The sequence below is a fragment of the Neptuniibacter sp. SY11_33 genome (assembly GCF_047778025.1).
Classification (GTDB): Bacteria; Pseudomonadota; Gammaproteobacteria; order Pseudomonadales; family Balneatricaceae; genus Neptuniibacter.
Map to the genome: position 1 here is coordinate 1,828,049 of NZ_CP180543.1, position 15,586 is coordinate 1,843,634.

Annotated in this window: 13 protein-coding genes; 11 read left to right on the forward strand and 2 right to left on the reverse strand. The window is 42.0% G+C overall.

Annotation, left to right across the window (positions count from 1 at the left end):
• Positions 1-28 precede the first annotated feature (28 nt).
• Both sbcD and ACMXYV_RS08585 read left to right on the forward strand, forming a co-directional pair.
• Complete coding sequence (sbcD, locus tag ACMXYV_RS08580) at positions 29-1,651, forward strand: exonuclease subunit SbcD (protein WP_415891356.1); 1,623 nt, start codon at positions 29-31, stop codon at positions 1,649-1,651.
• Positions 1,648-5,346 carry an SbcC/MukB-like Walker B domain-containing protein gene (locus tag ACMXYV_RS08585; protein ID WP_415891357.1) on the forward strand — a complete coding sequence of 1,233 codons (3,699 nt, stop codon included), beginning with the start codon at positions 1,648-1,650 and terminating at the stop codon, positions 5,344-5,346. The genes sbcD and ACMXYV_RS08585 overlap by 4 nt, the downstream gene beginning before the upstream one ends.
• Positions 5,347-5,386: 40 nt before the next feature.
• On the opposite strand, the gene ACMXYV_RS08590 is transcribed toward ACMXYV_RS08585, so the two are convergent.
• A complete protein-coding gene (locus tag ACMXYV_RS08590) occupies positions 5,387-6,358 on the reverse strand; it encodes an integron integrase (protein WP_415891358.1) in 972 nt (323 codons plus the stop codon).
• A 599-nt stretch (positions 6,359-6,957) separates the two neighbouring features.
• On the opposite strand from ACMXYV_RS08590, the gene ACMXYV_RS08595 reads away from it, so the two are divergent.
• From ACMXYV_RS08595 to ACMXYV_RS08630, 8 genes are all read left to right on the forward strand, one after another.
• Positions 6,958-7,266, forward strand: coding sequence for a hypothetical protein (locus tag ACMXYV_RS08595; RefSeq protein WP_415891359.1), 309 nt, complete (start codon positions 6,958-6,960; stop codon positions 7,264-7,266).
• 539 nt (positions 7,267-7,805) lie between these two features.
• Complete coding sequence (locus tag ACMXYV_RS08600) at positions 7,806-8,117, forward strand: hypothetical protein (RefSeq protein ID WP_415891360.1); 312 nt, start codon at positions 7,806-7,808, stop codon at positions 8,115-8,117.
• Positions 8,118-8,191: 74 nt separating this feature from the next.
• On the forward strand, positions 8,192-8,485 hold the full coding sequence (locus ACMXYV_RS08605; RefSeq protein WP_415891361.1) for a hypothetical protein: 294 nt from the start codon (positions 8,192-8,194) through the stop codon (positions 8,483-8,485).
• Positions 8,486-8,879: 394 nt separating this feature from the next.
• On the forward strand, positions 8,880-9,260 hold the full coding sequence (locus ACMXYV_RS08610) for a hypothetical protein (RefSeq protein ID WP_415891362.1): 381 nt from the start codon (positions 8,880-8,882) through the stop codon (positions 9,258-9,260).
• A 118-nt stretch (positions 9,261-9,378) separates the two neighbouring features.
• Positions 9,379-9,744, forward strand: coding sequence for a hypothetical protein (locus tag ACMXYV_RS08615; RefSeq protein WP_415891363.1), 366 nt, complete (start codon positions 9,379-9,381; stop codon positions 9,742-9,744).
• 112 nt (positions 9,745-9,856) lie between these two features.
• Positions 9,857-10,219, forward strand: a complete 363-nt coding sequence (locus tag ACMXYV_RS08620) for a hypothetical protein (protein WP_415891364.1) — start codon at positions 9,857-9,859, stop codon at positions 10,217-10,219.
• Between the two features lie 462 nt (positions 10,220-10,681).
• The gene (locus ACMXYV_RS08625; RefSeq protein WP_415891365.1) at positions 10,682-11,140 is read left to right on the forward strand and encodes a hypothetical protein; all 459 of its coding nucleotides are present in this window, start codon (positions 10,682-10,684) and stop codon (positions 11,138-11,140) included.
• Positions 11,141-11,209: 69 nt separating this feature from the next.
• Complete coding sequence (locus ACMXYV_RS08630; protein WP_415891366.1) at positions 11,210-11,626, forward strand: hypothetical protein; 417 nt, start codon at positions 11,210-11,212, stop codon at positions 11,624-11,626.
• Between the two features lie 104 nt (positions 11,627-11,730).
• Here ACMXYV_RS08630 and ACMXYV_RS08635 read toward each other — a convergent pair whose 3' ends face one another.
• Entirely contained in the window at positions 11,731-14,958 is a 3,228-nt protein-coding gene (locus ACMXYV_RS08635) for an EAL domain-containing protein (protein ID WP_415891367.1), read from the reverse strand.
• 401 nt (positions 14,959-15,359) lie between these two features.
• Here ACMXYV_RS08635 and ACMXYV_RS08640 point away from each other — a divergent pair, with 401 nt between their 5' ends.
• Positions 15,360-15,578 (forward strand): VF530 family DNA-binding protein, encoded by a 219-nt coding sequence (locus ACMXYV_RS08640; RefSeq protein ID WP_415891368.1) that lies wholly within the window; start codon positions 15,360-15,362, stop codon positions 15,576-15,578.
• The last annotated feature ends 8 nt before the right edge of the window (positions 15,579-15,586 follow it).

The following is a 15,586-nucleotide window of genomic DNA, read 5'->3' on the forward strand; positions in this document are numbered from 1 at the left end:
GTATCTATGGATTGCCGAGCCTTACTTAATGCGCATTTTACACACCTCTGACTGGCACTTAGGTCAGCATTTTATTGGAAAGAGTCGATTAGCCGAACACCAAAGTTTTATTGAGTGGCTGCTAGGTGAAATTCAATCAAATCAAATAGATGCGTTAATAATATCAGGTGATGTATACGATACAGGTTCGCCCCCAAGTTATGCGCGAGAGCTATATAATCAACTCGTTATCGAAGTAAATAAACTTGGTTGCCAGTTGGTGGTTTTAGGCGGTAATCATGACTCTGTTTCAACACTGAATGAATCTAAAGGCCTGCTTAAACATCTCAATGCAGAAGTCGTTGCGAGTGTTGAATCGGAGCTTGAGCAGCAGATCATTACCTTGAATAATCGCTCGGGTGAACCTGCTGCAATCTTGTGTGCCATTCCTTATATTCGTCCTCGAGACGTGATGCAAAGTGCCGCTGATCAATCGGCTAAAGAAAAAGCGAATTCATTAGGCACAGCAATCGCAGAACACTATCAAGCTATCTATGATCTGGCTGTTCAAAAGAGAAATGAACTTGGACTGTCGATGCCGATCATTGCTACTGGGCATTTAACGGCAATGGGCGTAAAAACTTCTGAGTCTGTTCGCGATATCTATGTTGGTAACCTAGAGGCATTTCCAGCCAGTGCATTTCCACCAGCAGATTACATTGCTTTAGGCCATATTCACCGCCCTCAGATAGTCTCTAAGTCTGAGCATATTCGCTATTGCGGCTCGCCAATCCCTTTAAGCTTTGATGAGATTGGTACTCAAAAGCAGGTATTGTTGGTCGAATTTGAACAAAGCCATCTAAAAGAGATAACACCGCTTTTAGTGCCGACCTTCCAACCGATGGCGAGTATCAAGGGTGATTTAGATTCTATTAAAGCGCAATTGTATGAACTTGAAGCTCAACAGTATGAACTTCCGGTTTGGTTATCGATTGAGGTTCAAACCCAAGATTACCTCAATGACCTTACCCAACGTATTGAGCAACTGACACTAGATCTTAACGTTGAGGTTTTGCAGTTACGTAGGGCTCGCAAACAGATCCAGCGTGGCTTAACCGGTAAGGGGAACGAGACACTCTCTGAATTGAATGCTTATGAAGTTTTCACCCGAAGGCTTAACGATGAGGCCTTTGAATCTGAAGCCGAACAAAACCGTATTCGACGCCTTAAAGATCGTTTCTGCGAAATAGTAACGACTGTAGAGTCTGAAAATGATCTTCCTGCCAGTAAGCCAGCAGATGAGTTCTTTTCTTCAATACAGGGATCACCTGCTAAAGACTGCCTAGAGCAAGAGCAAGAGCAAGAGCAAGAAGAGCGTTTAGAATCAGAGGATTCAGAGGTTCCTACTGCGCACACCGAAGTAGAATCTAATAGTGTTGATGAATCTGAAGAGCTAGGACAGGAAGAAAAGAAAGGCCATGACACGCTCAATCTGTTTTCTTTAGAGTGTGATTCTGTCGATGACACAACCCCCTCTCCAGCTGAAAACAAGCGTGTCAAAGGCAAAACGGAAAAAGCGGAGCCGGCTAAACGTCCAAATGAGGCTAAGATCGATCAAGATGATCTTTTCTCTGCTTTAGTGTCTGATGCAGCAGAGGAGAAAAGCCTGTGAAAATTTTAGCGCTGCGCTTTAAAAACATTAACTCACTGAAGGGTGAGTGGAAGATTGATTTTACTCAGTCACCGTTTATCGATAACGGTCTTTTTGCTATCACCGGTCAGACCGGTGCCGGTAAGACCACTATTTTAGATGCGATCTGCTTGGCCTTGTATCACCGTACGCCACGTTTAGTCACTATCTCGAAAAGCACGAATGAATTGATGACCCGTGGTACAGCAGATGCGCTCGCTGAAGTTGAGTTTGAAGTAAAAGGTAATTGCTATCGTGCGTTTTGGAGTCAACGTCGTTCCAGAGATCAGGTCGACGGAAATCTACAAGAAGCCAAAGTAGAATTGGCAGAGGTAGGCGAAAGCGGTGAAGGTAAAATCATTGCTTCACAGGTTAAGCAGAAGAATGAGCTAATCGAGACAATTAGCGGCTTAAACTTTGACCGTTTTACTAAATCTATGATGCTCTCTCAGGGCCAGTTCGCTGCGTTTCTTAATGCTGATGCTAATGAAAGAGCAGGTTTGTTAGAAGAGTTAACTGGTACGGCTATCTACAGCTTAATATCAGAAAAGGTATACGAGCAATTCAAAGAGTCTGATAACCATCTCAAACAGCTAGAAGCTCAAGCAAAAGGGGTTGAGCTGCTATCAGATGAGAAGATTACTGAGCTTAAATTTGAACAAACAGCGATTAGTGTACAGCTTAAAACATTAGAGAATACACAGAGTGAGCTGCAATCAAAGGAACGCTGGTGGACTGATCTACAAAAAGCGCAGCAACAAAAGCAAAGCGCTTTAAATGAACAGGAAGGCGTAAAAATACGCAAAGAAGCCGCTAGAGACTCTCTAGAAAAGCTAGCAGTGAGTGAACCGGCTGAGAAACTTAAAGCGCCTTATCAGCTTTATCAGAGTGCACAGCAACGGCTTAATGATCTTATACAGATCAAAGAGCAGAATGCGGTTCAATTAGTCTTGGCTACCGATCAGCATAAAAGCTCAGCGCAATCACTTCATGAAGCAGAGCTAAAGCTAAAACAGTCTAAACAGCATCAATCAGAACAAGAAGCCCTGATTAACGAGCAAGTAGTCCCGTTGGATGCTGAGTGCGAAAGGCTCTCACAGTTGTATGATAATGCTGCTGCTGAGCTGAAAAAGCATCAGTCGGAATTAGAACAGCAGAAAACGATACAGACGCAGACTGACGACAAGATTAATCAAGCCAAGGCTGAAATCACAAAGCTTGAAAGTCAAACTGCTGAGCTTCGTCACCTCGAAGGTGCTGCTGAGCGTATCCCATTATGGCGCAATCAGCTAGAACAAACTCATCAACACACAGCTGAAGTTAAGAACCTGTCAGATCATCTTTCTGGCTTGCAAAAGCAAATAGATGCGGAAAAACAAAAAACTGAACAGTTACAGCAGCATGTTTCTGAAAGCACAACACGTAAAGAGCAGTTAAATAGTAACTTTAAGCAAACTCAGCAGCAGCTTCACACACTATTAAATGGCCGTGTGCTGTCGGATATTGAATCACAGTGCAACCAACAACAAACGCTGCAGGCAAGTTTTATCCAGGCGAAGAATTTGTCTGCCCAGCATATTAAGTTGGAAAGTGAGCGAATTGGTGTAAGTAATGAGCTACGTGAGCTGGAGGGTACTGCTAAGAAGATAGAAGAAGAGCTCAATGATCTTCGCGAGCAATTTAAAACGGAAGATCAACAGGCTAAGGATTTAAAGCGTCTATTAGAGCAAGAGCGACAAATCCAAAATCTTGAAGCCGAGCGGTCTAAGCTACAACCGGATCAACCCTGTCCATTATGCGGCTCAAAGGAGCACCCCCTAGTGGCTGATTATCAGCCCCTAGATATGGGCGAAACCGAACAGCGCTTCGTGATGGCTGAACAGACGCGTGATCAGCTTAAGACTCAAGGTACTCAACTAAGAGAACGGTACAACCAATTAACGACCGTACAGATAGTTGGCCTTAAAGCTCGCCTGCAGCAGTCTAATGAGCAGCTACAGCAACTTCTGCAAGAGTGGCAGGCTTTACAGCAGCTGTTAGGTTTTAGTTTTGACCCTAATCAGACTGAACAGCTCGACTATGTAACTGCACAATTCGATCGGCAGCTTAATAATCAGCAAGCAGAGATCGAACAGCTACGTCAGTTGAATGAACAGTTCAATCAACAGCAGCAAGAAATTCATACGGCAGAACATACGTTACAGCAAGCTCAAGCCAATTTAGAGCTGGTCAATAAAGAGTGTGAAAACTTAACTCAGTTGCAGCTTAAAGATACACAGCGTCTGCAAGAGCTTAACGAGCAGATCGCTGTAGTTAAGCAACGCTTAGGGCAAGAGGTGGCTGAGCTGAAGCTAACTCTACCCGAGCAAGGCTTAACTGATTGGTTAAATACGTTAGAAAGCCAAATCGAAAACTTACAACAGTTACAGCAGCGCCTTGAAACGCTAAATCGCGCCCAAGAAACATTGGCGGTTGAGTTAACACAGACAAATCAATGGCTAGAAAAGCAAAGTACACTCTGCGCAGAACAGCAAAATAACCTCAATGAACTTTCGAAGGATCTTGCAGAGAAGCAAGCATCGCGTCAGGCTCTCTTTGGTGAAAAATCTGTTGCAGATGAACGCTCACGTCTACTTGCAGAGATAGATAAAGTAGAGCAGAGCCACCAGCAGGTATCTACTGAACATAAAAAGCACGAAACTGAACTAACCCGTTTACAAACAATGATTGCTGAGCAAGAGCAGCAAAATAATCAGCTCCAAGCTGAATTGAGTGTCCAACAAATTGAATGGCAACAAGCACTAGCAACTAGCCCATTTGATTCTGAGCAGGCTCTTATTGATGCACTCATTTCCGACGAAGAAAGGCAGCAATTAAAAGCGCTGAGCGAAGAGATCGAAAAAGCTGAACAGCACTCTAAAGCTCTACTTAAACAAGCTGAGCAACAAGTAATAGAGTTGCAGAAGTTTGGATTAGAAAGACATTATGAAAATATAGATGGTGAACAAATCACTCAAGAGCTGGCTGAGATAGACAAACAGAGTAAAAAGCTTTTACTTCAAAAGGGTGAAGGCAGTGCGCTGCTGCAAGACAACGAAAAGCGCCGCGAATCGCAACAGCAGCTATTTGTTCAGGTAGAGCAGTCAAAGCAAGAGTATGATGATCTTTCCTATTTGAACTCCCTTATTGGATCTCAAAAGGGTGATAAGTTCCGCCGCTTTGCTCAAGGCCTAACACTTGATCATTTGGTTCACCTAGCGAACAAGCAACTTGAACGCTTGCATGGTCGTTATATGCTGCAAAGAAAGCAATCGGGTGCTCTAGAGCTTCAAGTATTGGATACCTGGCAAGCTGATACCGTACGCGATACCAAAACATTATCAGGCGGTGAAAGCTTCCTAGTGAGCTTGGCATTAGCATTGGCACTGTCTGATCTTGTTAGTCAGAAAACCAGCATCGATTCACTCTTCTTAGATGAAGGTTTCGGAACCCTGGATAGCGAAACCTTAGATACAGCATTAGATGCGCTGGATAGCCTAAATGCCTCAGGCAAGATGATTGGCGTTATCAGCCATATCGAAGCCATGAAAGAGCGCATCCCTGTGCAGATCAAGGTTAAGAAGATGAGTGGGTTGGGTACGAGTAGGCTGGAAGAGCAGTATTCGATGGCCGGTTAAACAGAAGGCTAGATTCAATCTAGCCTTCATGAATCCACTTCTATAGATCTTGTAATGGGCTAATAACAGCCCGACCACCACGATTTAGTACATGGGTATAGATCTCCGTGGTTCTCACATCGCTGTGACCTAGTTGCTCTTGAACAGTTCTGATATCTGCGCCACGTTCTAATAGATGAGTTGCAAAACTATGGCGAAGGCTATGGCAGGTTGCGGGTTTGTTCATACCTGAAGCTGCAACCGCCTTTTTAAAGGCGCGCTGCAGGGATTGGTCATAAATATGATGCCTTCTGATCGCATTGCTTTCCCTTTTGTCAATTGTGCGAACTTTTGCTGGGAATAGATATTGCCATGCGAACTCAAAAGGGGCTTTTGGATATTTCTTTGATAGAGCATAGGGTAGATAAACACCATCCCAATATTCAGCTTCTTTATCCTCTTGAAAGTAGGCTTGGCATATCTCTAATTGTCTGTGCAAATCTGGTACGCATGCTTCAGATAGGGTGGTAATACGATTCTTTCTTCCTTTGCCGTCGTTTACAGTGACTGAAAGTCTCTCAAAATCAATATCCTTAACTCTTAATCGACATACCTCCATTACCCTTAATCCAGATCCATACATCATTTTTGCACAAGCTAAATACTCTCCTTGAAGATGTGTAAATAAAAGCCTCAATTCGGACTGTGTTAACACAACAGGTAGTTTTTTAGGTGTCTGTGCACGATGAAAATCACCTAAATCCAGAGCTGATGCATCCCAACCTAACACCTGTTTGTAAAGATACATCAAAGCGTTTAGTGCAGTTTTCTGCGTAGAGGGTGAAACTTTCTGTTTAAGTGCAAGGTGCTCTAGGTATTTAACAATGTCTACGGTTGTTAGATTATTTGGATGCTCTCTGTTGTGGAATCGAATGTAATTGAGAATCCAGTAGATATAAGTTTGTTCTGTTCGTTTGCTGTAATGGCGTGCACGCAAATGATCACGAATTGATTGGATAAAAGGTGAGGGCATAACACACATCCTTGTGCTGTTTTTATATACAGTATTTCATCCGTTTGTATGTTGTGCAAGGATAGTACATCAAATTGATGCTTTTTCCCGAAAGCATAAAACCTCTAAGCAAGGAAAGCTTATGAAAATCAAAATATTACATACTCTTTCTGATTCCCGTTCTTGGAGATATATATCAAATTGACGCGTTTAATCACGTCAATTTGATATATATTTAGCTGTTATGTGTAATCAACCATGAAGATATTCATTTTTACATTTGTCTGCATAGGTCTTTATATTGGTATGGTTTGGTTGACGACTAAGAATCAAGAGAACCCAAAAGAAGCCATTAGGACTGTGGTTCAAGGCAGTTTAATTAGTGTATGTATTATTTGGACTTCAATTTTTATTAGTATGTTTTGGGCGGTTTTTGTTGCAGTACTGGTATTAGTGGCAGCTATTTATTTGGGGTCACAGCATGGAAATAAAGGTCTGTTAATTAAACATGGAGTGTTTGGGAGCTTATGGCTAACGTTGCCGCTATACATATGGCTACTACCAAACACATAACAAGAAAAGGCATCCGACGCATACTGCGCGGCTGCTTTAGGCGTTAAATGTCACCAGTTATGAAATTGATAATTTTATTTAGGGAATTTATCTACTATGTGCATATCTTTATATATGCACTTAGAGATGAAATGGAAAACAAACCAAAGGAATGCAACCATTCATGGTGGGTATATTCCACAGCAATTGAAGATCAAACATTAGAGGTGGAGTGTCCTAAATGTAAATCTCTAGGCGCTGTTCTTGACCCAACCTCAAAGGAATGGGCAAAGGCTTTTTATGCACCTCAGTGTCCTTACAAATGGAGAGAAGGAAATAGGGTGCATCATGCAATTAACGAGACATTTAACAAATAACAGCAACCGATCGTCGCTGCGCTCCTCCGGTTGTGTTGGGCGTTATGTCTAATTACATGAGACTCATAAATTTTCTAATAATCCTCATATTATTAAGTGGGTGTTCTTCAATATTTGTTGGGGATGGTATGTTCTCCGTAAGCGGATTTACAACAGATTCATGTGAGATTTACATATATTCATCCGGGGATCCCTCTAGCCCTTTATACATACGTAATGTACATGGAGAGTTTTCAGAGGATTTTACGGTACAAGCTACAGATGCTAATTATCGTGCGGTTTTAAATTGTAATGGTCTTGAACAGAAGGTAATAAACATCAATTACCCGGGAGATATGGGAATTGGTGGTATGGTTACATTTAATTAATGTTTCTAGCTATGACATAACAAAGCCATGAAGGAATAGCCGGTAAAGACACACCGGCTAGGACGCCCAACACTCCGTTTGCCTTGTGTTGTCGCTGCGCTCCACTATAACACAAGGCAAACTACGTATTGGCCACCCCTTATGGCGGCGTTATGTGTCAAAGGACAAGTCATGACTCCTGACGAATTTGTAAATGAATTTAAAGAACTTAGAGACAGTGTTCAGATGGAGTATTTCTCTTCAAACAGTGAAATATCTCGCTTGAAACAACTAGAGGATTCAGGGCTGAATTCTGAACAAATTGCATTGGTGAAAAGTATTGTTGGTGATGCCCTCACTGATTCTTTGTATACAGTATTACTTGGCCTTGACGGTTGTGCTTCTATTAGTAAGTATCAAGAAACTTATAAGTTGTTTAGTGAATCTGGAGAGGAGTTAACCGGTGAAATTGAATCAGTCGCTTGGGAGCAATTTCATGGTTAAAACACATAACAAGGAAAACCATTTCGACGCGCTCTGCGCGCAACTGTTTTAAGCGTTATGTGTAAGGAAGCACCTTGAAGAAAGCAATATTTATCAGCCTAGCAATGAGCCTTTTTTTTGTTCCTCTAGTACAGGTTCTGCTTTGGGAAATGCTAGTCGATGCTAAATGGGCCTCGGAGTTAGGAATTTCCGGTGAAAAGGTAGATGACCATATTCTGGTTAACGGCATTGATTACCTCCGCTTCTTTAGAAACCCTCAGCATTACTTTGTGATGAACTGGAAGATGCTACTCACCTGTTTTCTTGCATCATTAACGTCTTGTATCATCGTTTTAAATCTATCGAAGAAAAATGAAAGCAGCACATAACAAGGCGCTTAAGTAATGACGCGCTTTGCGCGCTACTTAGCTAAGCGTTATGTGTCTGTGAGAAAGATATGAAATTTGAGGAGATTGGTATTCAAAACAGTTTGCTGTGGTTCTTCATAGCTATCTTTCTATTCTTTTGGCTAGGGGAGCAGCTTCTGGGCGCTGTTACGAGTTCAGAAATACAAAATCTTCGAGTAACAAATATGGTTTCTCTAAATTCGAATCCTATCTGGTTTGCTTTTGTTACGGTATTTAAAGTAATCGGATGGGTGTTTTCCGTATTAGTCATTTATAAATACGTAGCATCAAAACTGAAAAAGAAAACACATAACAAGGCGCTTAAGTAATGACGCGCTTTGCGCGCCACTTAGCTGAGCGTTAGCAGGCCTCTCATATGGATATGCAGCATTTCAAAAAGGTAATTTACGATCTGGCGCAGCAGGCAAGCTTCAGTGTTGTCGAATTTTATGAGCCTCTATCCACCCCGAATTTCTTTGTGGCTTTGATACAGCAGAATGGAGAAGAGTTTGCTGTCCTCGCTTCCATCAATTCAGATTGGGCTGTTGCCTCAGGGTTTGAGTCTTCAGTTTGCGAACTCGACTTCATTGATAATGCCAAGGTTGTTCTCGTACTAAGGGAACGCCATGGTATCGATGTCCTTTCAAGAGACGCACTGAACTGTCCACTTGAAGAGAGGCCATACATCAACAGCATCGATGTTGAGTATTGGAAACCCCAAACACTAGGCGAGGCTTTATTCAATTGGTGGGACTAGCTGCTAACAAGCCAACCCACGCGGACGGCTTTTCGCAGGCTTTCGTCGCTCCGCTCCTTAGCTTAGCCTGCTCAATCCGCCCATGGTTGGGGCGTTATAACTCATAGGAATTGTTGATATGGAAATCGCTTTAGCAGTATTCACCATAGTGGTTCTTGGTCTTTGGTTTTGGATCAGCGCTATAGCTATTTTATGCCTTTTCCTAGATCCAGATTTGGAAATAGTACAGCGCTGGGGCCAGACGTTTGCAGTGGTTTTGTTGCCATTAATTGGAGCCTCGTTGGTACTAAAACTTGTTAATGATCATTCCCCAGAAGTTATTCGGAAATTTTATATTCCTTGGCCATTTAATTTATTAGTTTTAGATACGGAATTACTTAGTGATGGTCCCGGTAGTAATAAAGAAGAAGTTACTGGGGGACATCGTGTTGGTGGTCGTGAAGCACGGGGTTCTAGTGGCGAAAGTTCAGGGGGTGGAGATTAAATGAGTTATAACCAGTTTGTTAATAATCGCCCTTCGTGCTGGACCGCAAACTGCGCTGCTTCGCAGCAATGCGGCCCATTACAAAAGCGTTATGTGTCAGGGAGGTTCTTATATGCTGAATTTCATAAAGAAATTATTCGGTAAAGACGAAGAAATTAGTGATTATGTTCCTGATAAAGACCCAATTAATTGGCAACCAATTGTCACAAAACTAGAAGGGAAGCTAGGGAATCATTCCATCTATCTTGAATTAAAAAACGGTGGGTGGATAAAACCAGAATATTGGATCGAAGGCTTACTGGTAACCGGTGTAGCTGTTGCTTATGTCCACGAAGGTGTTAATCCGTGGGAAACTGAAGCGCCAGCTAGGCATAAGGCTGAAGAGCTATCTAAAATCTGGGGTATCGATCTTCCAATATTACTCAGTAGAGACTTCAAACACTTTGTTGGGTATTACGTTTATATAAACACATAACAAGAAAAACCATTTCGACGCGCTCTGCGCGCAACTGTTTTAAGCGTTATGTGTAAAAAATATGGTCACCTTCTTTAAAATTACTTTTCTATCTGTCGTACTAGCTTTTGCCGGAACAATAGTGCGTGATTTATACGTCCTAGATATACATGTTCCAGTCAAAGATGGCGTAAGAGACTTTTCAGAAAGGGACTGCGGAGAATATGAAATACAAAAGGGCAGTGACTATGTTCGCTACTATTTATCTGTGCCAGCTATTTTTGTGAATGTGCGAGGTAAAGAACTATTAGTGAATTTCGGTCTAGTTTTATTTACTTGCCTTTTAAGTATTTTCATCACAAGGAAGCGTAATAATGGCAACACATAACAAGAACATCAAAAATCGCCCTGCGGGCTTGGACCGTCGCTGCGCGTCGACCCTTTATGTTGGGCGTTATATCTCATTCAATTTTGGTGCAGTAAATGAAATGTGAAGTTTGTGGATGTTCAATCACTATTAACTGGGGTAACGACTCCGCAGTTGTGTGTGAAGAGCACCGTGATCACATCGTTCAAATAACAGCTGCAAAAGAAGCAAAAGCTAAAGAATGGCACGATGGGCAGTCTAAGCCTCCATCTACAGAAGTTGAAGCTACCACAGAGAGATTGCTATCTGTTTGGTGGGCTTTTACTTGGCGCTATGTGCTTTTAATGGGAATCATCGGAAGCTTTTTGGGAGCATTGCTTCATCATTCTTTGCAGGTTTTAGTAGCTCAACAAGTACTGACAATTTTAGTCGCTAAATATATTGAAGGCGGATTTAACTTGGTTTTAGCTGCGTTCTTCATTTTTATCGCGCTAGATACATTAGTTGGCAAAAAAATAGGCAATGTTAGGTTGGTAATAGTTAGCTCTAAGCCAGCAAAAGACAATGAAATATAACAATCAAAGGCATCCGACGCATGCTGCGCGGTAGCTTTAGGCGTTATGTTTCATTAAGGATAAGTTTAAATGGGTAGTTGGTTTAAGAAAGCTATGGTTGGGATCAGCAGCTTATTAACGGTCACAGGAGTATCTTCTGCGCCACTTTCACCAGATCAAGAAATATTAAATGAGCAGCTTAAAGTTAAGTTTAGTGAGCTAAACGATCTGTCAGATGAAGAGTTGAAAGCTTTCGGTAACGGTTACAGAAAAATTGAAGACGCTAGTGATGGAACTACCGTATATATACAAGCTGATTACCTTCTTAGCTCAACATATATTATTCGTGTTCTGATTGAGCTTCCGAAAGAAAGAGCTAGCTACCTAACTGCATATAAAGGTATTGAGTTAGAGGAAGGTAACGAGCGTACGGTGTACAAAACGCACTTTGGAGCAGAATCCAAAGAAGAGCGAGATGTTCGTGTCGAATGGTTCAATGAAAAGTGATTAAACATAACAAATTTGTTAATAATCGCCCTACGGGCTGGACCGAAAACTGCGCTGCTTCGCAGCAATTCGGCCCATTACAAAAGCGTTAATAATCAACTCAATTACAATAGATTTGGTTCTATATCACTAATGAGCAACTGATCTAATGGTGCAGGTTTGAAGAAGTAATAACCTTGTACAAGATCGCACCCCATCTCTGTTAGAAGTTGGTACTGCTCGCGTGTTTCTACACCTTCGGTAACTACGTCAAGATTAAAGTTTTTGGCTAGATCAATAATACCTGCAACCAGTCGCTTTTCTTCAGGTTGTGTCAGTACGTCGTTGATAAAGCTCTTGTCAATTTTTAGACAATCGACCGGCATGCGTTTTAGATAGGATAGGGAAGAGTATCCGGTTCCAAAGTCATCAAGTGAAATGCTGATGCCTAGATTATGAATTTCAGTTAGTGTTCTCATCACAGATTGATCGTGGCTGTCCATGAATAGACTTTCTGTAATTTCAAACTCAATGTCATGATAGTTAGCTGCACACTCTTCTATGTTGTCGCAAATATCCTGAACCCATGCACTGTTTTGAAATAAGCGGGCCGAGCAATTAATGGAAACTCGGTCTAGAGATTTAAAATGCGCTTTGAGTTTTGCTAGGTCGATACAGGCTTGTTTTAATACAAATTCGCTAATGGGAACAATTTGACCACTTTGCTCAGCAAACGGGATGAATTGATCTGGGGGGATTAATCCATGTTGAGGGTGCTGCCAGCGGATTAGTGCTTCAATCTTAGCAACTTCACCGCTTCTGATATTGATGATTGGTTGGTAATAAAGCTCGAATTCTCGTTTACTTATGGCTTGGCGCAGGTCGTGTTCTAGCTCGCGTTGTAACTCCATTCGAACGTTCATATCTTCGGTAAAGAACTGAACGTTGTTACGCCCCAAGTCTTTGGCACGGTACATAGCGGTATCGGCGTGATTAATGAGGGTATCGGTTGTCGAACCGTCTTCAGGGTAGATGGCAACACCCATACTGCAGGATATGGTTAATGAAGTTGTATCGAGCTGTACGTCTTTAGCTAGTAGCTTCTGCATATGGCGGGTTACGGCCTCTACTGACTGACTTCCGTCTATTTGCGGAAGTAGGACGATAAATTCATCACCACCAAATCGCGCAAGAATATCTTCGCTGCGTAGGGCGCTTTTAAGTCGGTTTGTGGCTTCAACCAGTAATTTGTCGCCTTCACTATGTCCTAGCTGGTCATTAACCAATTTAAAATTGTCAAAATCAATAAAGATAACCGCTAGTTTTCTTTCATGCCGGGCAGCAGAGTGGATTGCTTGTGACATTAGATCCATGAACATTGCACGGTTATATAGCCCAGTAAGAGAATCAGTGCGGGCTTGATGGTTGATGATCTGTTCGTGAACATTACGTATCAGCTCACTGGCCGCGCGCGAGGTTACTGAGTCGATGATCAGTTGTGTTTTTCCTGTCTGCTCAAATACATTTCGCTTTAATACCGCTAAGTGGCCGATAACTTGGCCTTTGCCATCGTACATCGGGGTGCCAATGTAGGATTTTAGATCGAGCTTAAACAGGTCTTCATCGTCCGGGTATAGGTCTTGAACATTACCGTTAAAAACCATCGATCCTTCTTCAATTACGGTTTCACAAGGCGTGCCAGCAAGAGGGTAGCTAAGGTTTTCGACTTTTTGCTTGTCGATGTATGCTGCAAGGGCATCGATGTTCTCTTTATCTTCAGATAATTTCGAGATGATCACCATGTCTGCATCGAGTGCGTTTGAAAGAAATTCACCCAGTGTTTCAAAATAAGAAAAGCCTTGCAGACCGGAAACGTCTTTGGCGATAGTTTGCAGTAAACGGGTGATCTCTTCTCTAGAGCGCGCCTCCGATTTGAGTACTTCATGCGCTTGGCTGAGCTCTCGCGTTTTTGTATTTACTTCGTCTGTGAGCAATATTTGGTGCTGTTCGATGTGTTCAGCCATCGATATCATGGTAGTAGCTAATTCACCCATCTCATCATTACGCTCTGCGATAGAGCTGCGCTTAACGTCCTTGATCGCTTCAAAATCATTGTCACCCATGGCGTCTGAGAAGCGTCTAAAAACGCCAAGAGGGTAGAGTACTTGGCCTTTTAGGATGAAGAATAAAATGACCAGTTCCACTAACAAGGACAAAATGCCTACCACTGACACAATGTAGGCAGTTTGTAATGCAGTAGATGAAAGTAGTGATTTGGGGTAAACCGTTACAAAGTACCAATCCGGGCCATCTATTTTAGTGATGGCGAGCAGGGCATTTGCTGAATTGGGTTCCAGTATGAAAGTCGACTCATTATGCGTTTTAGCATAGGAAAGTACTTCGTTTACATGATTCGCGATGGTGTAATCATTGCTGTCTTCAGCATGCAAAATGCCTTTGGTGCGATTCAGTTCCTCTGTTAAATATGGATGAGCGATAATGCGGCCATCTTGTCTCACAATAAAGTTATGAGTGCCTGGTAATTTGTCATTGAAGACGCTATCGAACAAGTCGTTTAGTAATATGTCATGGCCGATATTAATTAAATGTTTTTGGTGATAATCGACAGGGGTGACAAGTGATACCATCCACTCATTTGCAGTGGGGTCAAAATACAATCCTGTCCAGGCATGGTCTCTCTGAGGATTGTTCTCTAGGGTCGAGATATATACCCATTCCTCTATAGTCACATCTAGGTTTGATTCCGCTTGCTCACCCCAAGGAATATTTGGCCAGTATACGATATTGACGTTTTCTGGCATCGATACATAAAGATTGGCGTAGTGCTGTGTAAAGGCATCGGCGTAGCGATCAATCAATTGGTAACTTAACTGGAGTTTATTGGCGAACTCGTCAGTATTGGGCGCGTCAGTACCAACAAATGCGCTTATATGTTGGCTGTTTGTTCCGTCAGGGCGACGTATACCTGTAAAAGCTTCTTTACTTAATCTTCGAGTTTGATCAGAGCGCCTTTCGAATAAACGATCAAAATTTTCAGGCGCAGCTTGGTTAGATCGTTCAGGCCATTGCTTTAAAAATTGTTCTTCGAACAGGCGGTGGTTGAGCTGTGCATTGAGGAATATCTGACTTTCTTTTTCACCTCGTTCGGTGATGTAAACTTGAAGACTGTCTTCGACTTGATCATGCAGGATGCCGAAAATATGCGCATAGCTGATTATAGCAGCGAGAGTAATTACGACAGAGAGCCGGATGCTCATCTGTAGCAAAGTTTTTTGCGCCAATGGAGAATGAGCTAAGTCAGAAAATACTTGGCGGATTTTTTTGTTAATCAAACGTAAACTCCGTACTGCTATCGAATGACTTTATTTGTCGCCTGTAAGTATTGAATTTGTTTTTGCGGCCTTAATTGTGAGTCAATTTTATAACTCAATACACAATAGTGGAATTGCTAATATATAGGCATTGTCGCTTGGTCTATTTATTCTTGTTCTTGTGATCTGCACTGATTGATCAAGTGTTAAAACTAAATGGAAGAAAATTAATCAGTAGTTTAAACAATAAGTTGCTTGGGGGTGTTGATCAAGCTTCCATATATTCGTAGTGAACGATCTGTTAGCACCACATCAATTCAAGAGACAGTGAAATAAAGCAATTTGGTCTCTTTAATATGCATCATGTTCTGGACTTATTCTGTTAAAATTGTTGTTTGTCTTTTTGAAGCTAGGGAATAACAGTGAGCCAAGAACAACCAAATAACCCTCTACATGGTCTGACGTTAGAGAAGATACTGACTCGTTTGGTGGACCATTACGGTTGGGAAGGCTTGGATGCACAGATTAAACTCAACTGTTTCTACAATAACCCTTCAATCAAGTCGTCTCTGAAATTTTTACGCCGCACTCAATGGGCGAGAGATAAAGTAGAGGCTTTGTACATTAAGACCTTTAGTTGATGGAACCC

Coding starts and splice junctions, on each gene's coding strand:
- sbcD (WP_415891356.1), top strand. CDS start 29: ATGCGCATTTTACACACCTCTGACTGGCACTTAGGTCAGCATTTTATT.
- ACMXYV_RS08590 (WP_415891358.1), bottom strand. CDS start 6,358: ATGCCCTCACCTTTTATCCAATCAATTCGTGATCATTTGCGTGCACGC.
- ACMXYV_RS08595 (WP_415891359.1), top strand. CDS start 6,958: ATGTCACCAGTTATGAAATTGATAATTTTATTTAGGGAATTTATCTAC.
- ACMXYV_RS08600 (WP_415891360.1), top strand. CDS start 7,806: ATGACTCCTGACGAATTTGTAAATGAATTTAAAGAACTTAGAGACAGT.
- ACMXYV_RS08610 (WP_415891362.1), top strand. CDS start 8,880: ATGGATATGCAGCATTTCAAAAAGGTAATTTACGATCTGGCGCAGCAG.
- ACMXYV_RS08615 (WP_415891363.1), top strand. CDS start 9,379: ATGGAAATCGCTTTAGCAGTATTCACCATAGTGGTTCTTGGTCTTTGG.
- ACMXYV_RS08620 (WP_415891364.1), top strand. CDS start 9,857: ATGCTGAATTTCATAAAGAAATTATTCGGTAAAGACGAAGAAATTAGT.
- ACMXYV_RS08625 (WP_415891365.1), top strand. CDS start 10,682: ATGAAATGTGAAGTTTGTGGATGTTCAATCACTATTAACTGGGGTAAC.
- ACMXYV_RS08630 (WP_415891366.1), top strand. CDS start 11,210: ATGGGTAGTTGGTTTAAGAAAGCTATGGTTGGGATCAGCAGCTTATTA.